Annotated in this window: 15 protein-coding genes and 1 other RNA gene; 8 read left to right on the top strand and 8 right to left on the bottom strand. The window is 66.8% G+C overall.

Translation table 11 applies throughout. The features are described from left to right. Positions 1-12 precede the first annotated feature (12 nt). On the bottom strand, positions 13-414 hold the full coding sequence (locus NSQ78_RS03400; protein WP_008266948.1) for a division/cell wall cluster transcriptional repressor MraZ: 402 nt from the start codon (positions 412-414) through the stop codon (positions 13-15). Positions 415-783: 369 nt separating this feature from the next. Here NSQ78_RS03400 and NSQ78_RS03395 point away from each other — a divergent pair, with 369 nt between their 5' ends. Both NSQ78_RS03395 and NSQ78_RS03390 read left to right on the top strand, forming a co-directional pair. After that, positions 784-1,560 (top strand): NRDE family protein, encoded by a 777-nt coding sequence (locus tag NSQ78_RS03395; RefSeq protein WP_064237663.1) that lies wholly within the window; start codon positions 784-786, stop codon positions 1,558-1,560. A gap of 389 nt (positions 1,561-1,949) precedes the next feature. Then, positions 1,950-2,429 carry a DM13 domain-containing protein gene (locus NSQ78_RS03390; RefSeq protein ID WP_064237662.1) on the top strand — a complete coding sequence of 160 codons (480 nt, stop codon included), beginning with the start codon at positions 1,950-1,952 and terminating at the stop codon, positions 2,427-2,429. 126 nt (positions 2,430-2,555) lie between these two features. On the opposite strand, the gene rnpB is transcribed toward NSQ78_RS03390, so the two are convergent. The 4 genes from rnpB to rsmI form a co-directional block, all read right to left on the bottom strand. Beyond that, positions 2,556-2,907: RNase P RNA component class A (rnpB, locus tag NSQ78_RS03385), an RNA gene on the bottom strand. 80 nt (positions 2,908-2,987) lie between these two features. Then, on the bottom strand, positions 2,988-3,797 hold the full coding sequence (locus NSQ78_RS03380; protein WP_064237661.1) for a PDZ domain-containing protein: 810 nt from the start codon (positions 3,795-3,797) through the stop codon (positions 2,988-2,990). Positions 3,798-3,915: 118 nt separating this feature from the next. Further along, entirely contained in the window at positions 3,916-4,545 is a 630-nt protein-coding gene (locus tag NSQ78_RS03375; protein WP_154803398.1) for a DUF6058 family natural product biosynthesis protein, read from the bottom strand. 392 nt (positions 4,546-4,937) lie between these two features. Beyond that, a complete protein-coding gene (rsmI, locus tag NSQ78_RS03370; protein WP_064237659.1) occupies positions 4,938-5,756 on the bottom strand; it encodes a 16S rRNA (cytidine(1402)-2'-O)-methyltransferase in 819 nt (272 codons plus the stop codon). Between the two features lie 81 nt (positions 5,757-5,837). Here rsmI and NSQ78_RS03365 point away from each other — a divergent pair, with 81 nt between their 5' ends. The 4 genes from NSQ78_RS03365 (at position 5,838) to NSQ78_RS03350 (ending at position 10,065) form a co-directional block, all read left to right on the top strand. Beyond that, on the top strand, positions 5,838-7,559 hold the full coding sequence (locus tag NSQ78_RS03365) for a penicillin-binding protein activator (RefSeq protein WP_064237658.1): 1,722 nt from the start codon (positions 5,838-5,840) through the stop codon (positions 7,557-7,559). Then, positions 7,549-7,917 carry a YraN family protein gene (locus tag NSQ78_RS03360; RefSeq protein ID WP_049468249.1) on the top strand — a complete coding sequence of 123 codons (369 nt, stop codon included), beginning with the start codon at positions 7,549-7,551 and terminating at the stop codon, positions 7,915-7,917. Before NSQ78_RS03365 ends, NSQ78_RS03360 begins: the two co-directional genes overlap by 11 nt. A gap of 157 nt (positions 7,918-8,074) precedes the next feature. Further along, positions 8,075-8,683, top strand: a complete 609-nt coding sequence (locus NSQ78_RS03355) for a metal-dependent hydrolase (protein ID WP_064237657.1) — start codon at positions 8,075-8,077, stop codon at positions 8,681-8,683. Next, positions 8,680-10,065, top strand: a complete 1,386-nt coding sequence (locus NSQ78_RS03350) for an FAD-linked oxidase C-terminal domain-containing protein (RefSeq protein ID WP_064237656.1) — start codon at positions 8,680-8,682, stop codon at positions 10,063-10,065. The genes NSQ78_RS03355 and NSQ78_RS03350 overlap by 4 nt, the downstream gene beginning before the upstream one ends. Before the next feature lie 102 nt (positions 10,066-10,167). Here the strand turns inward: NSQ78_RS03350 and NSQ78_RS03345 are convergent, their stop codons facing one another. Both NSQ78_RS03345 and NSQ78_RS03340 read right to left on the bottom strand, forming a co-directional pair. Further along, complete coding sequence (locus NSQ78_RS03345; protein ID WP_064237655.1) at positions 10,168-12,189, bottom strand: acyltransferase family protein; 2,022 nt, start codon at positions 12,187-12,189, stop codon at positions 10,168-10,170. Between the two features lie 190 nt (positions 12,190-12,379). Then, positions 12,380-15,616, bottom strand: coding sequence for an autotransporter outer membrane beta-barrel domain-containing protein (locus NSQ78_RS03340; protein WP_188238363.1), 3,237 nt, complete (start codon positions 15,614-15,616; stop codon positions 12,380-12,382). A 332-nt stretch (positions 15,617-15,948) separates the two neighbouring features. On the opposite strand from NSQ78_RS03340, the gene NSQ78_RS03335 reads away from it, so the two are divergent. Next, positions 15,949-18,366 (top strand): autotransporter outer membrane beta-barrel domain-containing protein, encoded by a 2,418-nt coding sequence (locus NSQ78_RS03335; protein ID WP_064237653.1) that lies wholly within the window; start codon positions 15,949-15,951, stop codon positions 18,364-18,366. Between the two features lie 386 nt (positions 18,367-18,752). Here NSQ78_RS03335 and NSQ78_RS03330 read toward each other — a convergent pair whose 3' ends face one another. Continuing rightward, the gene (locus tag NSQ78_RS03330) at positions 18,753-19,106 is read right to left on the bottom strand and encodes a hypothetical protein (protein WP_154803397.1); all 354 of its coding nucleotides are present in this window, start codon (positions 19,104-19,106) and stop codon (positions 18,753-18,755) included. A 478-nt stretch (positions 19,107-19,584) separates the two neighbouring features. Between NSQ78_RS03330 and NSQ78_RS03325 the strand changes: the two genes are divergently transcribed. Continuing rightward, positions 19,585-19,995, top strand: a complete 411-nt coding sequence (locus NSQ78_RS03325) for a hypothetical protein (protein ID WP_064237651.1) — start codon at positions 19,585-19,587, stop codon at positions 19,993-19,995. The last annotated feature ends 35 nt before the right edge of the window (positions 19,996-20,030 follow it).

Genomic DNA, 20,030 nt, shown 5'->3' with positions numbered 1-20,030 from the left:
GGGCACCCCGGCTCACAACTTCAGGTCGAGCAACCCATCACCCAGATCCTCGTCAGACAACGTCTGCTGGATCAGGGCCCGATGCGCCTGCTCGCTCCACAATTCGAACTTGTCGCCCATGCCGAGCAATACCGCCTTCTTCTCAATGCCCACCGCACCGCGGTGGCTGGCGGGGATGCTGATGCGACCGTTGCCGTCCAGTTCCAGATGGGCGGCCGAGCCGACCAGCTTCTGCTGCAACAGGCGCACGACGCGCTGGGTGTTGGGCTTGGACATCACATCGTCGCGGACCCGCTCCCATTCCGACTCTGCGTACAGCCACAGGCAGCCGGCTTCGAACGGGTTGTAGGTCAGCACGAGACGGTTGTTGCTGGCGCGCGCGACGAGGTCGCGGTAAGCGGTGGGAACCGCCATGCGCCCCTTGTCGTCAACTGTGATGGCCGTCTCGCCCTGGAACACGACGCCTGCACCTTGTCCTTCGCCCGGTGAAACATTGAACCACGAAAACCCACAAAACACCCGGATTTCCCTCTGATGCCCACCTTAGCAGCGGGCGGAGGGTTGTCAACAACTTTTCAGCAGGGAAATCGCCAGCCGCATCAATGGCTTGCAACAACCTTTAGAGAATTGTTCAAGGCTTATCCACAAGTTGCTGATCCGTCTCAATTTTTGAGATTGAACGGAAGTTCAGGGGCGTGGACAGGGCGTGAAACATCAGCCGCGCATTCATCCGGAGCGGCCCGGAAACGGCGCCAGACTGCGCAAACCGTGCACAATGAAGCCATGTGCCTGCTCGCTCTTGGCTGGATGCACCACCCGCGGTGGCGGCTGGTGATGGCCGGCAACCGTGATGAGTTCCACGCCCGCCCGACGGCGGCGCTGGCCCCCTGGCAGGATGAGACGTCGGTCATCGGCGGTCGCGACCTGCGCTCCGGCGGAGGCTGGGCCGGGGTTGGCGCCTCGGGCCGGATGGCGGTGGTCACCAACGTCCGCGACCCGCTGGCCGCCCAGACCGGCCCGTCGCGGGGCGCGCTGGTGGCCGACTTCCTGCGCGGCCGCGAGCCGGCGGCCGTGCATATCGACCGCCTGGCGACCGTGGCTGGCGCCTACGCCCCGTTCAATCTCCTGCTGGCCGATAGCGACAGCCTGGAGTACCTGGGCAACCACCCCGCCGAACGGCAGACCCTCGGTCCGGGCGTACACGGCATGTCCAACGGCGCGCTGGACGCCCCCTGGCCGAAGACCCGGCGGCTGATGGCGGCCCTTGAAGCCTGGCTGCAGGAAGACGGGGTCAGATCCCTTTCGCAGCGCGAAAGGGATCTGACCCCGCTCTGGGCCGCGCTGGCCGACGAACACCGCCCCGCCGACAGCGACCTGCCCGACACCGGCATCGGCCTGGAGCGCGAGCGCTGGCTGAGCCCGGCCTTCATCCGCGGCGACGACTACGGCACCCGTGCCAGCACCGTGCTGCTGATCGATGGCGACGGCCACGGCGAGATCCACGAGCGCCGCTTCGGCCCGCAGGGTGTCCCCAGCGGACAGAGCCACGTCATTTTCTGACCCGGTCATGACGGCCCTTGGCCGGATGCTCTCGGCGGGGGAGGTAGTGCGGCCGCTGGCCGGATTCGATTGCCAGCGTGGTAGTGCCGCCGCTGGCCTACAGCGCTGCGATGTCTGGACAGACAGGACGTTGTACCAGCGGCCTAGCACTACCCGCACGCGTGTCGTCATTGAAGTGACGGTCGTCGTCAGCGCACCACGCCTGAAACGTCATTCAGCTTCCAGCGCCGACCGCGATCCGTCCGCGCCACAGGGATTTCAGCATCGCAGCCCGCCCACTGTGTCCTTTTCGCATTCGGCACTGTGTCTATAAATGTCGGCCCTCACCTCCCAGGGTGGTCGCGCCCGGCCTTTCGCCGCGCGATCGACCGCAACCACAAGGAGGCCCCATGCGCCGCATCCTCATCCTGCTCGCCACCCACCTGCTCACCCTCGGCCTGGGCTTCGGCCTGGGCATCTACCTCCTGCCGATCCTGATCGCCCCCGATGACCCGCCGGTGGAACAGGTACAGGCCGCCATGAAAGACGCCGCCTACCGCACCACCTTCCGCCGCGACCTGAAGGGCAGCGACGCAGTGCACTGGGCCGAAGGCAAGGTCAGTGTCAGTGCCACCCAGGTCGCCTTCGACGGGAAGATGGGACCGGGCCCGGATTACAAGGTGTACCTGGTCCGTGACTTCGTCGACAACAAGGCCGACTTCCTTAAGATCAAGGCGCAGGCTCAGCGCATCGGCGAAGTGAAGACCTTCAACCGCTTCCTGGTCGAGGTGCCCGCGAACGTGGATGTGGACGACTACACCACCGTCGTGGTGTGGTGCGAGCGCTTCTCGCAGTTCATCTCCGCCGGGCAGTACCGCACGCCGGGCTGAGGACCGCGCGACGTCGAGGTAGTGCCGCTGGCCGGCTACAGCATTCTGTCCGCCGCTGCGGGCATCGTGAAGCTGCTTACCAGCGGCCTACACTACCGATGCGCAGTTCATGCCCATGGAAGAAAGAGGCGGAGCCGGCCGATAAGCCGGGTTCTGTCGTGGACAGTCATTCCTCTAGGCGTTACGTCACCGCAACGCTCAAGCAACCTACCCGGATCCAACGCGGGCCGCGCCAAAGGATCCCTATTTGGTCTTGCTCCAGGTGGGGTTTGCCGTGCCGGTCTGTTGCCAGACTCGCGGTGCGCTCTTACCGCACCATTTCACCCTTACCGGCCTTCCGAAGAAGACGTAGGCGGTATCTTTCTGTTGCACTTTCCGTCGGCTTGCGCCGCCCAGGCGTTACCTGGCACCTTGCCCTATGGAGCCCGGACTTTCCTCGGCACCCCCGAAGGGATGACGCGACTGTCTGGCCGACTCCGCCAGCGCATATTCTAGCGTACGCACGCCCTTCCTGCCGTGCCGATCGCGGCGTCCGGTTCATCCACGCGTGGCGTGGCTCTAGCGGCCCTTCGCCCTCGCCATCACCGCCGCCCGCGACTCCAGCACCACCCCGACGATCAATTCCCGCACCTGCGGTTGCGAACCGTCCCATTCAATGCGGCGGACGCGCACGTCCACGCGATCGCCCGGCGCGTGGGCTTTCAACGCTTGGCCGATACCGAAGACGGTCTTCACTCGGGTACCCGCCACGGCCAGCACCTCATCCCCCTTGCGCAGGCCGGCGCGATGGGCCGGACCTTCGTCAGGCTCGGATTCGATCACGGTCGCGCCCCCCATTTGAACGCCGAGGACCGGGCGCAGCGCATCGCTACGCGAATCCCCTTCCCCGGCCTGCTCGCGCGCCAATTCGGTGGCGCCCAGCAGTGCATCGTCCAACCCCGCATCGAAATACGGCGCGTTGTCCACGAATGCGGCGCATTGCCACGACGCGCGCTCGGGCACCGGCTCGCGCCCCGCACGAAGGGCCTGCCGCAGGTCGCGCCATTGCGCTGCGCTGACGTACCGCTGCTGGCTGTTCACCAATTGCTGGTAGGCCGCCTCGATCTGTGCATGGTTGTCGGCCCCCAACTGCAGACATCCCTCGTAGTTCTCCAACGCGTCACGTGCCGCGCGATAGGTCAGGTAATTGCTGTAATCGCGGACCGACTGCAGCCGATTGAATTCGACCAACCCCGGATCGAACAGCAGGTAGCCAACATAGTCCGGGCCCAGATCGGCTTCGGTAATGGCCGCAGGTGGCGGCCCTTCAGCTGCAGGAGCTGGCACGTCGGCCAGAGCGAACAGCAGGAACAGTCCCTTTTCCAGCATCTGTCTTCCCTCCCTCAAGTAAATTTGAGAGCTTCACTCCTTCACCTCCGGAATTCCGCCGCTCATTCGCGTTCCAGCGTCCCAGGCTGTGAATGACCCATGCAGGCCTGCACGCTTTTCAGGACTTTTCGTCCAGCTCCCGGCGAAGATCGTCGACCCATCGCTTTCTGCTGCTACGGTCATACTCGGCCGGCGAGAACGGCATCGACGCACGCGCATAATCGTCAATCAGTGCCAGCAGCGCCTGCCTGTCGACACGCGCGTCGAGAGGAGTGTGGGTGTCACTGGCGAGTGCGACCAGTTGTTCCAGCTCCTTTCTTGCGATGCCGGTGCCGGTGGACGGATCTGCGATACACAGACCGAAGGTCCCGTTGAAGAAGTGCGGGAGCAGCAGTTGCGCCTTGTCGTGCGCAGCGTTGGCATCCCCAAGCACGGCTGTCATGTAGCCCTCGAGCTCCTGCAGCAGAACGTCGACCACAGCCGCCCGCTCACTGCCCGGTGGTGCATGATCGGCAATGCGTATCCAGCGTGCGCAATCGGTACGGAAGTACTCCCCCACAAGGTCTTCGCTGATGGGAATGGAGCCGAACACTGCAGATCGGATGGTGCCACCTTCGCAGGTGTAGGTGGGCTGCGGCACCGCGCCCACTGCAATCAGGTGACTGAGTCTTTCTTCTGACACATTGCAGAATGCGGCGAACGCATCCTTTGGCAGGAAATGAGCTTGAAGGTAGGCTGTCAATGCCATCTCGAACAATTACTCCCAAGGGGGGGATGAAGAGGCGTGTGCAGGGGCGTCTTCGTCCAGGACAGACATCCCGAGCACCGGTCCTCACGCCTCAGAGGCCGCGGAAATGGGGTCACACTACGGAAACCCTTCCGCATCGGGAGTATCCGCACGGGCTCGACTGATCTCAATGTCGCTCTGCAGGACGTCCCCTAATACCCAAGGCTGCTGGCTTCGTACGATCATCAGTGGGTCGGTCGTTGCTGCTCATCACGACATTGTCCGTCCCCGGATTCGTCCCTCAGCCGCGCACGTGGGCACGTTCACGCGCCAGAGGTTGGTGCCCCTCCGGCGGATCCGAACCGTTTCGCATTTCGCGCCGCGCGCTCCGGGACATGGCCCGGAGCTATCCATCAACTGCCGTACAACGCCTTGCGCGGCGCACCGGTCAGTTCCGCGGCCAGCTTGGCGGCGGTCGACGGCGGCAGGTGCTCGCTCAGCTTCGCGTAGACGCGGCGGCCGTGTGCCAGCTGCGCTTCCTCGTCATCGCCGGCGCCCTGCACCATCACCACGAACTCGCCCTTGCGCTGGTTCTCGTCGGCCTCGACCTTCGTCAGCAGGCCCGCCAGGTCGCCATCAAGCACGGTCTCGAACAGCTTGGTCAGCTCGCGGGCCAGCACCGCCGGGCGCTCGCCGCCGAAGATCGCCGCCATGTCGGCCAGCGATTCGGCGATGCGGTGCGAGGATTCGTAGAACACCATCGTGCGCACTTCGCCGGCCAGCGCCTGCAGGCGGTCGCGGCGGCCGCTGGCCTTGGCCGGCAGGAAGCCCTCGAAACTGAAACGGTCGCTGGGCAGGCCGGCCACGCTCAGCGCGGCGATGGCGGCGCAGGCGCCGGGCACCGGGCTGACCTTGATGCCCGCCGCGCGCGCGGCACGCACCAGGCGGAACCCCGGATCGCTGACCAGCGGCGTACCGGCGTCACTGACCAGCGCCAGCGACTCGCCGGCCTGCAGGCGCGAGACCAGTCGCTGCGCCAGCGCCTCCTCGTTGTGTTCGTGCAGGGCCACCAGCGGCTGCTGGATGCCGAAATGGGACAGCAGCTGGCCGCTGCGGCGGGTGTCCTCGGCACAGATGGCCGCCACCGAGCGCAGCACCTCCTGCGCGCGCGGGCTCAGATCGGCCAGGTTGCCGATCGGGGTGGCGACGACGTACAGGGTTGGGACACTCATTTCAGCGGTACTCACGGGGCAAGGGTAGAATCGTAGCGTGTACCCGGCCAAGGCCGCTGCCCTCATCGCATGGACCCGATCATGAACAAGCCCGCCGCACGGATCTCCGCCCTGTCGTTGTCGCTGATGCTGCTGGCCGGTTGTGCCACCACCAGCCTGACCAGCACCCCCGATTCGCCGGCCCAGGGCCAGGCGCTGGCGCTGATCGAACAGGGCAAGCCGCGCGACGCCGCACTGCAGCTGGAAGGCCTGGCCGCCACGCTGCGTGGCGGTGCCCGCAGCAACGCACTGGCCGATGCGGCCTGGGCCTGGCACCTCGCCGGTGACAGTGCCCGCGCGCGCAGCCTGCTCGGCCAGCTCACCGCCCGCCAGCTGTCCGGCGCCAGCCTGCAGCGCTACCAGCTGACCAGTGCCGAGCTGGCCCTGGCCGACAAGCAGCCGGCGCAGGCGCTGGCCCTGCTGAAGGACCATGGCGACAACGTGCTGCCAGCCCTGCGTACGCGCTGGTACCTGGCCCGGGCCGGCGCCCTGCAGGGCACCGGCGATGCCTTCGGCGCCGCCACCGAGCGCGCCCGCGCCCATGCCAGCCTGACCGGCAGTGCGCGCAGCGATAACCAGGCCGCCATTGCCGGCCTGCTCGGCACCCTCGACGACGCCACGCTGCGCAGCCGCGCCGCCGCCCTGCCGGCCAACGACCCGCTCTACAACTTCGCCGGCCGCGCACTGATCGCGCGTGGCCTGCCGCTGCCGCGCCCGTTCGACCGCGATGGCGCGGCCCAGTTCGACACCAGCAAGCGCCCGCCGGCGATGAGCGACGGTTACCGCCCGCCGGCCAAGCTGGCCGTGCTGCTGCCGCTCAGCGGCCGCCTGGCCACCGCCGCACAGCCGGTGCGCGATGGCCTGTTGAGCGCCTACTACGGTGAAAGCCGCCGCCGCCCGGACATCAACTTCTTCGACACCGCCGGCACCCCGGCCGGTGCCCTCGCCGCCTACGACAAGGCCGTTGCCTCCGGTGCCGACTTCGTGGTCGGCCCGCTGGGCCGCGACGAAGTGGACGCGGTGTACGGCCGCCAGCAGCTGCAGGTGCCGGTGCTGGCCCTGAACCGTGGCAAGGACGCACCGCCGGCCGGCAGCGCCGGCTTCTCGCTGGCACCGGAAGACGATGGCATCGTCGCGGCCGAGTACCTGCGCGGCCGCGAGCGCGGCAAGGCGCTGGTGATCAACAGCGCCGACGACACCGGCCGCCGTGCCGCCGCCGCCTTCTCCCAGCGTTTCGCCCAGCGCGGTGGCCAGGTCGTGGCCACGGTCGGCGTCAGCGATGCGGTGGGCGACGTCAGCGCCCAGGTGCGCAACGCCGGCCAGGTCGATGCCGTGTTCCTCGCCGTGCGTGCGCCGCAGGCCCGCCTGCTGGCGCCGCAGCTGGCGCTGGCCGGTGCCGGTGGCGCGACCCGCGTCGGCACCTCGCAGCTGACCGTCGGCAGCGGCAAGGTGGAAGAAGACGTGGCGCTGGACGGCATCGTCTACCCGAACGAAGCCTGGAACGTGCGCAGCGTGTCCGGCCTGCCGTCGGCCAGCCAGGTGGCCAGCACCCTGCCGAGCGCACGCGGTGCGGCCGGCCGCCTGTTCGCCTTCGGTGCCGACGCGTGGAAGATCACCGCCTACCTGGACAAGCTGTCCAACGAAGGCGGCCTGGACGGTGCCACCGGCACCCTGTTCCTGGACAGCAATGGCAACATCCTGCGCCAGCCGGCATGGTCGACCTTCAGTGGCGGCCGGCCGATGCCGATCGTCGGTGGTCGCTGAGCGCAGCCAACGGGGCTCGGCGGTGGAAGCCGCCGCCGAGCAGCACCTGCAACTGGCCGGACTGCAGCCGCGTGCACGCAACGTGCGCTATCGCGGCGGTGAACTGGACCTGGTGATGGACGATGCCGGCACCGTGGTGTTCGTGGAAGTGCGCTACCGTGCGCGATCGGATTTCGGCGGTGGCGCCGCTTCGGTCGATGCGCGCAAATGCCGGCGCCTGGCCCATGCCGCGCAGCTGTACCTGCAGGACCACCCGGCGCTGGCCAATGCGCCCTGCCGCTTCGACGTGGTCGAAGCCACCGGCGAACCGCCGCAGCTGCATTGGCTGCGGGATGCGTTCCGATTGGATGACTGCTGATGGTTACTGTTTGCCGGCCAGCGGCCGGCACTACCCGTCGGGCCTGCAGCCGGCCAGCGGCCGGCACTACCCGTCGGACCTGCAGCCGGCCAGCGGCCGGCACTACCCGTCGGGCCTGCAGCCGGTCCGCGGCCGGCACTACCATGGTGCGTGACTGATGCCGTCGATCATCACCCATGCCGCTGTGCCGCTGGCGCTGTGGTGCGCCGCTGATCATGGCCGCATCCCGTCGCGCCTGCTGGCGGCCGGCGTGATCGCAGCGATGCTGCCCGATGCCGATGTACTGGCCTTTGCGCTGCACATTCCCTATGCGGATGCCTTCGGCCATCGCGGCGCCAGCCATTCACTGCTGTTTGCGTTCGTGCTGGCGGCGGTAGCGGCGGTGTTGGCATTCTTTGGTAGCGGCCGACCTTGGTCGGCGGTTTCGTGCCAACCAAGGTTGGCACCTGCCAAGGCAGGGCCAACGGCGGCATCGACCGTACAAGCCGCTGTATTCGTGTTCATCTGTGCCGCCAGCCATCCACTGCTCGATGCGATGACCTCCGGCGGCCTCGGCGTCGCGCTGGCCTGGCCGTGGAGCGAACAGCGCTTCTTCGCACCGTGGCGACCGATCCGGGTTTCACCGTTTGCCCCACAGTTCTTCAGCGCACGCGGCCTGGCTACCCTGCTCTCCGAACTGCGCTGGGTGTGGCTGCCGCTGGCCGGCGCCGTTGTCGCCTGGAAACTGATCCAACCCGCTCCTGCTGCCCCGCGAGATCCATCATGAGTACCGCACTGCCTGCTGCCCTGGTTGCCGAACTGTCCGCCCTGCTGGGCGCGGAGGGCTGGCGCATGGATGACCGCGCGCTGGAGGCCAACGCGCAGGACAACTCATGGCGCCGCCAGCGCCCGGCGGCGGTCGCGCTGCCGGCCGACATCGAACAGGTGCAGGCACTGGTGCGCGCCTGTCGCGCACATGGCGTGGCGCTGGTCGCGCGCGGTGCCGGCACCGGCACCACCGGCGCCGCCGTCCCACAACCGGGCAGCATCGTGCTGTCGTTCACCCGCATGGGCCGCATCATCGAGATCCGCGCCGGTGATCGCTGCGCTGTCGTCCAGCCGGGCGTGCTCAACGGCACCCTGCAGCAGGCCCTGGCCCCGCACGGCCTGTTCTGGGCACCGGATCCTTCCAGCGCCGAGATCTGCAGCATCGGCGGCAACCTGGCCTGCAATGCGGGCGGCCCGCGCGCGGTGAAGTACGGCACCAGCCGCGACAACGTGCTGGGCCTGGTGGCGGTGACCGGCACCGGCGAGGTGATCCGTTGCGGTGGTGCCTACACCAAGGACGCCACCGGCTACGACCTCACCCATCTGCTGGTGGGCAGCGAAGGCACGCTGGCGCTGATCGTGGAAGCCACGCTGAAGCTGACCCCGTTGCCGGTCAGCCAGGCCGGGCTGCGCGTGCTGTACCGCGATGCCGATGCCGCCGCCGCCGCCGTATCACGCTTGATGTCGCAGCCAGTGGTGCCGACCCGCCTGGAGTTCATGGACGCGCGCAGCCTGGAGCTGCTGCGGCTCAATGGTGCTGACGTGCCGGAGGCCGGTGCGATGCTGCTGGTCGAGGCCGATGGCGACCATGACACCCTGCCCTATCTGCTGCAGGCCCTGGCCAGCGCCGCCGAAGGCGACGGCATGATCGAACTGGACGTGGCGATGGAAGGCCGCGCGCGCGACCAGTTGTGGGCGGCGCGCAAGGCACTGTCGCCTGCGCTGCGCAGCGTGGCGCCGGGCAAGATCAATGAAGACGTTGTGGTCCCGGTGTCGCGCATTCCGGAGCTGGTGGCCGGCGTGCAGGCGCTGGCACGCGACTACACGCTGACCATCGTCACCTTCGGCCATGCCGGCAATGGCAACCTGCACGTCAACATCCTCTACCACCCGGACGATGCCGACGAAAACGCACGCGCGCAGGCCGCGCTGCCAAAGATCTTCGCGCTGACGCTGGCGCTGGGTGGCACGCTGTCGGGCGAACACGGCATTGGCCTGGCCAAGCGCGATTTCATGGCGCAGGCCTTCACCCCGGAAACGCTGGCGACGATGCGCGCGATCAAGGCCGCGCTGGACCCGGACGGCATTCTCAACCCAGGCAAGGTGCTGCCGCCGGCATAGACCGAACGCTCTCCTGCAGAGCCGGGCCATGCTCGGCTGCTCTTCGACCAGATCGCGATGAAGCCCGCACTGCGCGCGCACAAGCCGAGCGTAAGCTCGGCGCTACACCGTCTTGTCGGCTGCGATATCGATCAGGGTCTGCCGGAAGCTGGGCAGCAGCACGCGGTTGCCATGGCCACTCAGGTGATCGTTGTCGAAGAACAGCGGTTCGCCCTCTTCCACCGCCGAACAGGTCTGCGGCCCGCACAGCAGCGGCAGCGGATCCCACACGGTCAGTGACGGGTAACGTGCCGCCAGGTCATCCAGCAGTGCCATCTGCGGCACGCGCAGCATTTCCAGATCCGCACGCGGCATGCTCAGACCGCCGGCACACGCCGGATTGCGGCGATTGAACCAGTCCGAACAGCGGTACGCACCGGCCTTGAACAATGGCAGCGGTGCGTCGATCACCACGTGTACGCCCAGCTTCTGCAAACGCCCCAGCACGCGATCGGCTTCGTCGCGTGCCGCCTGTGCGTGCGCCGGCGTGCGCTCGGCCAGCAGCTGTTGATAGATCGGCGGTGCGTCCTGCTGCTGCCAGTCGAAGCCGCGCAGTTCCGGCATGCGCAAGGCCGCCAGCAGCACAATGTCACCCGGGCGCGCCTCGCGTTCGATGGTCGACAGCGTGTCTTCAATGAAGTCCTGGCAGCCAGCCGGGCTGGCCCGCAGCAGGTTGACGAAGCTGCAGCCGCCGCGATCCTGCTGGCGCACCTCCATGCCGGTCTGCCGCGCGACCATGCTGGTCATCGTGCGATACGCCGCCGCGTGCGAATCACCGGCCACGAACAGGCGCCGCCCTTCGAGCGCCGGCGCACGCACCGGCTCCAGCGGGCGCCACGCCGGGTAGCGGCACGCCTGCCATGCGTAGCCGTCGCGGGTGACGCTCAGCGAGACCTGCTCGTGGTACTCCACCGTGGCCCAGGCGCCGGCACCGCACAGCGCCACCAGCGGAAACGCCATCGCCAGCACCTTGGCCGGTGCCAGCCGCAGCAGCGGCGCCGCACTGCGCAGCGGGCGCTCGATGACGTGGTAGGACGCGGCCGACACCGCCAGCAGCAGCACCGGATACAGCCACAGCGCGACGCCATGCAGGCCATACGTCCAGCGCAGCAGCACCAGCAGCGGCCAATGCCACAGGTACAGCGAATAGGACAGCCGGCCCAGGTAGGCCAGCGGTGCGCAGCCCAGCGCACCGGCGATGCGCGATGTCCCCGCTGTCGAAACGCTCGCCAACAGCAGCAGGGTACCTGCCACGGTGGCCAGCACACCCGGCACTGGCATCGCCAGCTGCGGGGCAATCACCACGCCTGCGGCCAGCAGCGCCAGCCCGGCCACTGCAACCGCGTCACCGTTCCGGCCCGGTGTACGCGTACGCATCCACTGGTACAGCAGCGCGCCCGCGGCCAGCTCCCAGAACCGCGCCGGCAGCAGATAGAACGCTGCCGCCGGTGCCGTTTGCGCCTGCCAGCCCGCCCACGCCAGCGACAGCACGGTGAGCACCGGCAACAACCAACGCGACCACGGCCAGCGCTCACGCCCGCGCAGCCACGCGAAGAACAACAGCGGGAAGACCAGGTAGAACTGCTCCTCCACGCCCAGCGTCCATGTATGCAGGAACGGATTGAGTTCAGCACCGGGTGAGAAGTAATCGTCCTGCTGGCCGGCCAGTACGATGTTGCTCAAGCCGACCAGCGCGGCCCAGCCGGTCTGGTCGAACTGCTCGTTGCGCCACGCGCGGGGAATGAACAACGCCGACAGCACGAAGGTCGCCATCAGCATCACCAGCAGCGCCGGCAACAGGCGCAGCACGCGGCGCCGGTAGAAGTCGAGCAGCATCGCGCCCAGCGACGCATGGGTGCGCGAGGCCAGCGACTGGCTGATCACGAAGCCGGACACCACGAAGAACAGATCCACCCCGGTGAAGCCACCGGGCAGCCAGGTGGCGTTGGTGTGGAAGAGGACGACGGCCAGCACCGCCAATGCGCGCAGGCCGTCAATTGCGGCGTTGTGGGAACGTTCGGGAGGGGACACGCGGGCAACCGGAAGCGAGCAATTGGCCAGCATCGCCACCGTCGCCGCAGTCATTCAATGGTCAATTGCGACAGAGCTGGGCATCGTTCAGGTCTGGTCACAGCGCGACGCGGTTGTAGAGCCGAGCCATGCTCGGCTGCCCTTCGTCCAGACCTCAGTGAGCCGAGCATAGGCTCGGCTCTACAGCAGCCGTCGGGTCGGATCCTATTGCCATGGCAAAGGGATCCGACCCCGCTTCACGCGCTTACCAGGCCCTGCGCAGGCCCAGCTGGCCGCCCACGTTGCGGTAGCCATGATCGCCGCGCTGCACGCTCATGCCACCCCACGCACGCCAGCGCTGGCCCAGCTTCAGCTCGGCACCGGCCTGCACTTCATAGCGGTTGCGCGGTACGTCCGCACCCAGCGTGTCGCCGTTGAACTGCAACGTGCTGCTGCCGCTGCCACGCAGCCGGTTCACGCCCAGGTAGGGCTGCAGAGTGTTGCCGGCGGCCGTGCCATGGCCGAACACACGCACGCCCACGCGCCCGCTCAGGCCACCGGCGGCGGCGTGGTCAATCACCGTGCCGTTGCTCTCCACGTGGCGATCGGCGCGGAAATCGACATGGCTCAGCTGCAGCTGCGGCTGCACGTACAGCGCGCTGGCGCTGCCCTGCCACACGTTGAAGGTGTAGCCGGACTCCACTGACGCGCTGGTCATGCGCGAGTCGTAATGCTCCGGCGCCAGGCCGATGCCCTGCACCCGGTTGTCGAATCGACCGTGCTGCAGGGCGGCATCCACATACGCACCCCGCGTGCCGTCCGCTTCCTGCAGCCAGGTGCCGTACACACCCACCGCGCTGCCACGCACCCGGCCCTTGGCGCTGTAGCCGGTCAGATCGGACACTGCGCTGCTGTCTGCGCGGCCGCTGCTCAGCATCACACCGGCAACCGCATTGCCACGCCGCAGCAGGTCAGCACCGATCTGCAGCACCGAGGTGGTGCCATCGATCGACAGTTGGCCGCCGACCGCGCTGAAGTCCGCCTGCTGCCGGCCCACGCGTGCCCAGGCGGCACGGCCTTCATCCCGCGAGACGGCACCGATGCGGTCGTTCAGACGATGGGAGAACATGCTGATCGCAGCCGACTGGTTGGCCAGGTAGGCCCCCGCTTCCGGGCGCAGCACCGGCGGCGGCAGGATCGGATTGACTGGATCGACCGGGTCCAGCGGATCCACAGGGTCCGTCGGATCGATCGGATCCGGGCCAGGATCGACCGCGCATCCCGGCGCAGCCGGGTTGTCCTGGCAGACATCGAACCACTGCGAACGCAGGTACCAGTTGCCATCGGAAGGATCGGCCAGGCCGCCCTGGAACAGGAAGTACTCATACGATCCGCCCACCGCGCGGCCGCTCAGTGCGTAGTTCGCCCGCGATGCGCCGTCGATCTCGATCAGCGGGATGCCATCCACCGTCGGCGCGCCCACGCCACCGATGTTCTTCACCGCGATCAGCGCGTCACCGGAGGTGTCGCCGCGCACGTGCAGGCGGTCCATCGCGCTGTCATCGCCGGCCAGCGCGCCCTGGAACAGGAATGTCGCGCCCTCACTGTGCAGATCGCCATCCACGGTGAGCGTACTGAAGCGACCACTGCCATCGGACAGGGCCACGCCGCTTTTGAGCACCTGCAGCCCGCCCACCGTGGCGTCACCGGTCAACGTCCACTGGCTGCCGCTCTCGATGGCCATCGTCTGCACCAGATCCGACGAACCCTGCCAGAGCGATCCATCGGCCAGGCGCACATGCACGTCGGACAGCGGAACCAGCCCCGCATCCTCGTCCTCCGGCGTGATGACGATGTCGCCCACCAGCTGCGAGCCACCGTCCAGTGCCACATCGAAGCGCCCGGCCACTGCGGCATCCAACGCCAGGGCGATGCCATTGCCGCCCGATACCACCGCACCGTTGGACAGGGTCAGGCCCGGCTCGCGGCTGCTGCGCAGCCATACGCCACCATGCTGGGCGCTCACCAGCGAGCCGCCGTCGATGCGCATCCGACCGTTGTCATTGATCACCGCCGCCCACGCGCCCTCGCCTTCGGTGCGTACATGGGTGTTGCTCAACGTCATTTCACCGGTCCCGCCAGACAGCACACCGTGCGAGTTGATGCCGGTGGTGCGCACCACGCTGTCGGCCAGATGCACGGTGCCACCCACGCGCGCGATCGCACCGATGGCGCCATCACCTTCGGTCAGGATATCGGTCATGACGGCGCTCACCTGCGGATTCTTTCCGCCGGAACCCTCTGCATACAGGCCATGGCCATTCTGGCCGAGCGTGCGCAATCGGCTGGAGCTCACCCGTGCGGCTCCATCCAGGACCGAGATGGCCTGCCAGGAATTGCCGTCTGCCGTGATCTCCGAACCTTCCACATCCAGCTCGCCCTTGCCGATCATCAGGATGCCAACACCATTGTGCGTAGTGATGGATGAGCCCTGGACGCTGGCCACACCATCGCGTCCGTTGATGTTGATGCCCACCGAAGTGGCTTCGAGGCGGCTGTTGAGCATGGTCAGCTCCGAACCCGCGGTCATGTTGATCCCGTGGTGCCCGGACATCTCAACGCCATCCAACAGCAACGTTGCGCTGCTGCCAGGCGCGAAAGTGGCAACACTGGCGTTTGCTCCACCGGCGTGGATGCGGCCGCCACGCATCTCCACGTCGCCTCCGATGTACAGGCCTGCCCCTGAACGTTCGTGGGTGAGGTTGATGTCGACGTCCTCAAGCACGGTTGTTCCGATGCCCGCCAACACGCCGTTTGCACCTGCCCCCACGCCATTGATCTGCACCGAGCGCAGGTGGACGTTAGCGCCATCCTGCACCCACGCGCCATACCCGCCCCCGCCCACATCGATGCGCACGCGTTCGGCCTGCAGCGTACCGCCGCGCACGTCCAGCCCGTTGGACTGATTGGCAACAACCTGGATCACACTGTCGGACACCCGCGCATTGCCGTCCTTTACGAAAACGCCGTGTGACAGACCGGCCTGGGTTCGTATCTGAACCCCATCAAGCACCAGGTTGCCGTCGATAGCCTCAGCACCATTGGAAGCAGTGCCCAGGGTCAGGATCTCTACGCCAGTGGCATGCACCTCTCCACCCGCAGCGGCGGAAAGGCCCGCTGCGCCATAACCAGAGGTGGTCACGCGTCCTTGCACCAGTTCAATGCGGCTGTCCGCGCCCTCCGCCCGTGCAGCGGCGGCATACATGCCCCCGGTGGTGAGATTGACCTCGCCCAGCGGCACGATGCTGCCGCCATTGATGGCATGGAACGCATATCCGGCAGGGTTGCCCGGCTCCACCGGCTCGGTGGTGGCGTAGTCACCCGCCGCCGGGTTCTGTTCGTCGCCGTCGGCAACAACCTGCTGTGCCAGCGCGGGGGATGCAATCAAGACACTGGCCAGCGCCAGCGATAGATGACTGCGGCGTGCATGATGGATCGACATGACAGCTCTCCTGAAAGAGCGGCCATGCTCCGCAGACGCGACCGGCATCACCATCGAAAGTGTTGCAACAACTGGTGCGACCAGACGTCGCATGCCTCCAGCGTTGAACTGAACCGCGACCCTCGTCCTCGACCTCGCCAAGCAGGCTTTGCAACTAATTGCATGGGAACGGGTATGCCACGCACGGACACTGGGAACCAATCAAGACATGCACTGACGTGATACACCCGCCATCACCTGCCATTCACAGGATCAAGGCCTATACGTCACCAGCCTGAACAGGGTGTCGCAGCAGTGCAGTGTCCCGACCATTCCACCTGGAGGACCCGACCATGCGCGTTCAATCTTTCCCTGCAGCTACACCTTCTCTGCGCCCACTGGCGCGCTGCCTGCTGTTGGCGCTGATGATGCCCATCGGCGCCGCCTGGGCCGGCGATCTCGATGGCGGAAGTGCCGAGGTTGTCGTGGGCGATCCGGTCGAGCAGTGGCGTGTGCGCAACGGCGGTGCGCTGACCATCAATGGGGGTGAGGCCAACCAGATCAGTGCAAGTGAGGACTCCCGCGTTACGCTGAACAATGCTGTGATCACCCGCGACCCCAGCGTCAGCGGCGAGTACTACAACGTGTCTTTGCAGGACGACGCATCCCTTGAAGCGGTCGGCACGCTGTTCCAGGGAGGAGGCATTACCTTGTCCAACGGTAGTGCTACGGCGCGACTGGTCAACAGCAGTATCAACATCCCGGGTGGCGAAGCGGGGCGTCAGCTGTCGGTGGGTCTGGACCTGTTCCACAATCCGACCGTGCCCGCCACGCCAATCGATCCACGCGGGGTGCTGGACCGCACCCACGTCCGGGTGGGCGACGCGCCGGACGCATCCCGGGACAGCAGTAGCGGCATAGGTGTTCGCATGGGCTTTGGCACAGTGGACATCGTCAATGGCTCCTTCATCGACGCAGACAATGTTGGCGTCCTGTTCCTGGGTTCGGTCGGGCCTTTTGACAACACACTGCGTGTGGATGCCTCAACCATCAATTCCCGGCGTGGCGCAGCCCTTCGCGTCGCTCCGCGAAGGGAGGATCAGCGCTATGACATTACGATCGCCAATGATTCGCACGTCACCGGTGGCGATGGCAATCTGCTGCTGGTGCAAGCCTATGAAGCGACTCCCTCTACTGCCACGCCTGAGGTCCACTTCACGGTGGATGATTCGCGCCTGGCAGGCGACATCACCTATGACCGAACCTCGGTGCCCAACGGCACGCTGGACGTGATCCTGCGCAACAAGGCACAGATCGACGGCCGTTTCATCAACGTCAGCTCGGCCAGCATCGACAGCGACAGCACCTGGCTGATGATCGGTGACAGCAACGTCGGCCACCTGGCGCTGGGCAGTACCGGCACGGTGGCGCTGGGCAATGGCAGCACGTTCAACACGCTCAGCGTGGATACCTTCGACGGTGCCGGCGGCACCCTGCTGTTCAACACCCAGCTGGGTGACGACAGCTCGGCCACCGACAAGCTGATCATCAAGGGCGATGCCAACGGCCAGGCCAACGTGCTCAATGCCGGTGGCGCGGGCGCGAAGACCGACAAGGGCATCGAGCTGATCCGCGTGGGCGGTGCCTCCAATGCGCAGTTCGACCTGCAAGGCCGCGCGGTGGGCGGGCAGTACGAGTACTTCCTGTTCAAGGACGCCACCAACGGCGGCTGGTACCTGCGCTCGGAGCTGGCCGGCACGCCGGACCCGTGCGTGGTGGATCCCACGCTGCCGGAGTGCACGCCGGTCGATCCGGTGGACCCGGTCGATCCCGTTGATCCGATCGACCCGACGCCGGTGCTGCGCCCGGAGGCCGGCGCCTACCTGGCCAACCAGTTCGCGATGGACCAGCTGCTGCGCCACGGCTGGCGCGACCGCCAGGGCGGCAACACCTCCGCCGTTGATGGCGTGCGTGGCTGGGCCCGCGTGGACGCTGCGCAGAGCAAGCTGTCGGCGGTGGAAGACCAGCTGGACCTGCGCGTGGACCGCTCGCGCCTGCAGCTGGGTGCGGACATCGGCGTGTTCGACAACAGCCAGGGCCGCGTCGGCGTGATGGGTACGCTGGCCAAGTCCGATGCTACTTCGCGTTCGCAGCTGACCGGCTACAGCGCACGCGGCAAGGTCAACGGTGGCGCGCTGGGCGTGTACGGCAACTGGAGCAACGATGCACTGTATGTGGATGCCAGCGTGCAGCGCGGCCAGTTCCGCAACCGCGTGCAGGGCGAAGGCCTGGCCGAGGAACGCTACGACTCGGACATCTGGCAGAGCTCGCTGGAAGCCGGCTACCGCTTCGGCGTCGGCCAGATCGGCCGCACCGCGCTGAGCCTGCAGCCGGAGCTGCAGCTGGTCTACACCGACGCCAACACCGATCGCCACGAAGAAACCAACGGCACGGTGGTGCGCAGCCTGGGCGACAGCGGCCTGTCCGGCCGCGTGGGCCTGCGCCTGCAGGGCGAATCCCGCTCGGCAGCGGGTGTCTCGGTCAACCCGTATGTGGTGACCAACTGGTACCGCGATGGCGCCAGCAACGGCATGGCGTTCGACGATGAAGCGCTGAAGGCCAGCGTGCCGCGCAACCGCTACGAGCTCAATGCCGGTGCGCGCGTGGACTTCCGTTCCGGGCTGAGTGCGTGGGGTGGCTTCGGCGTGTTGCGCGGTGACCATGGTTACCGCGAAGCGACGGCCAATCTGAGCATGTCGTACCGCTGGTAATGTAGAAACATGCACGGCGCCGGATGATTCCGGCGCCGCTTTACTTTGCTCGTGTAGAACCGGGCCAACGCTCGGCTACGTTCTGCATCAGCCAAGCAAGCTCGGCGCCGATGGCAAGGAACCATGGACCTGTCTGGTCAGTATTTTCTTCCGGCAGCGATCCACTCTTTCGGGCTGATCCGGGCTGATCCGGCCAGAGGAGCAATCAGGATGGGGCCTCCCACGTGCCCCGTCTGCACCGCTTCACAGTTCAGCAGCGGGAACCCCGAAAACCGGTAGTGCCTCCGGCATCCCGACCAATGAATGCCTGGGTATCAACAAACAGCTCGACGATGGCGATGGCGATGGCGATGGCGATGGCGATGGCGATGGCGATGGCGAAAGTGTCACTCTGCGCCAATCAGGATAAGGCGGCCATCGTCTGTAGGATGCAGTTGCAGAAAAACATCCCGGCCATTCTTGTGGAACATGGACCAGCAGACCGCCTGCCAGCCGAGGCCACAATTGACCTCGGGAAATCCAAGCACGGTCGCATGCGAGTACTCGCGTCGTATTCCGCCCCACCCCGCTTTCAACAAGGCAGGGCGTAGTGTTCTGTAGTCCATCTCCCATCGCGCGCCCAATGCCTTCAGCGTGCCCGGCATCGGCGACGGATTTTCGTTGTAGCCTCCCATTCTGTAGCCGGGCTCTATGACGTCCGGCGAAGAGGCCAGCAAGAAGGCGATCAAGAGAATTTTCATCTACCCAGCCTAGCGGCACCGCTGAGCGCGGCAACCCCCACTGAAGCTGATGCCACTTCGACGAAGTGGTTGAGCGCGCTCGACTCTACGGTGCGAGCGGCGAAGAATGTCGCATTCGGCAAGAATCACCATCCGCTACCTGCCAGCGACAAAGTTGCAACGCTTTCGAACTTTCCAACAATTCTCATTGGCAGCATTGGCGCTTCATGCAAATCATGTAGCGCCACCGACAACGGGTGGCACGGGCTTCCAATCCCGTTTGATAAGCATGTTGTTTACGCTTGCCTGCCGGCGTCACCCTTTCCTTGTTGGGTGGCGTCGGCAGGCATTCTGTCCGCGCACCTATGGCGGGCGGTGCGTGGGGGCCTCGTGCCCGCCGGCGTTTCGCATGCTTACCACCGGTATTGGAACCACGCACCGTCCGCCACCCCCGCTGTTAAGCAGGGTGGCCCCTTGCCGCTTGCACAAGGACGCCGCCATGACCGCTTCCCCCTACCCGCACCTGTTCGCCACCCTGGGCGAGGCCGCCACGCGCCTGCCCGATGACCTGGCCCGCACGCTGGAAGACACCTTCGTTGCGCTGCAGACCGGTAACAGCCCTGGCGCCATCACCCTGCAGGCCTGCCTGCAGTACATCCGCCAGGGCGATGCCGCCGATGGGCAGCCGTGGCCCGGCAGCAACCGCACACCCGGGCAGCGCCTGGCCTTGGCGCGCATCGACCGCGCCAATGCGGGGCTCAGCTTCCTGCTGGAACTGCTGCACGCCACCGAACGCGTGCGCGTGGACGGGGATATCGACCAGCACATGGATGACGGCGCGCGCGAAGGGCTGTTGCTGGCCTGCCGTGGGCTGGCCGAGTATGTGGATGTGCAGTTGCGGGCGGCATAGCGGACGTTGTTGGGCCCAGCTCTCAAGCAGCAGCG

Origin of the sequence: Stenotrophomonas sp. FSL W7-1447, from assembly GCF_037966425.1 — a bacterium.
Taxonomy (GTDB): Bacteria; Pseudomonadota; Gammaproteobacteria; order Xanthomonadales; family Xanthomonadaceae; genus Stenotrophomonas; species Stenotrophomonas pavanii.
Note: the sequence above shows the minus strand (reverse complement) of the source record. Positions and strands in the feature narration are given on the sequence as shown.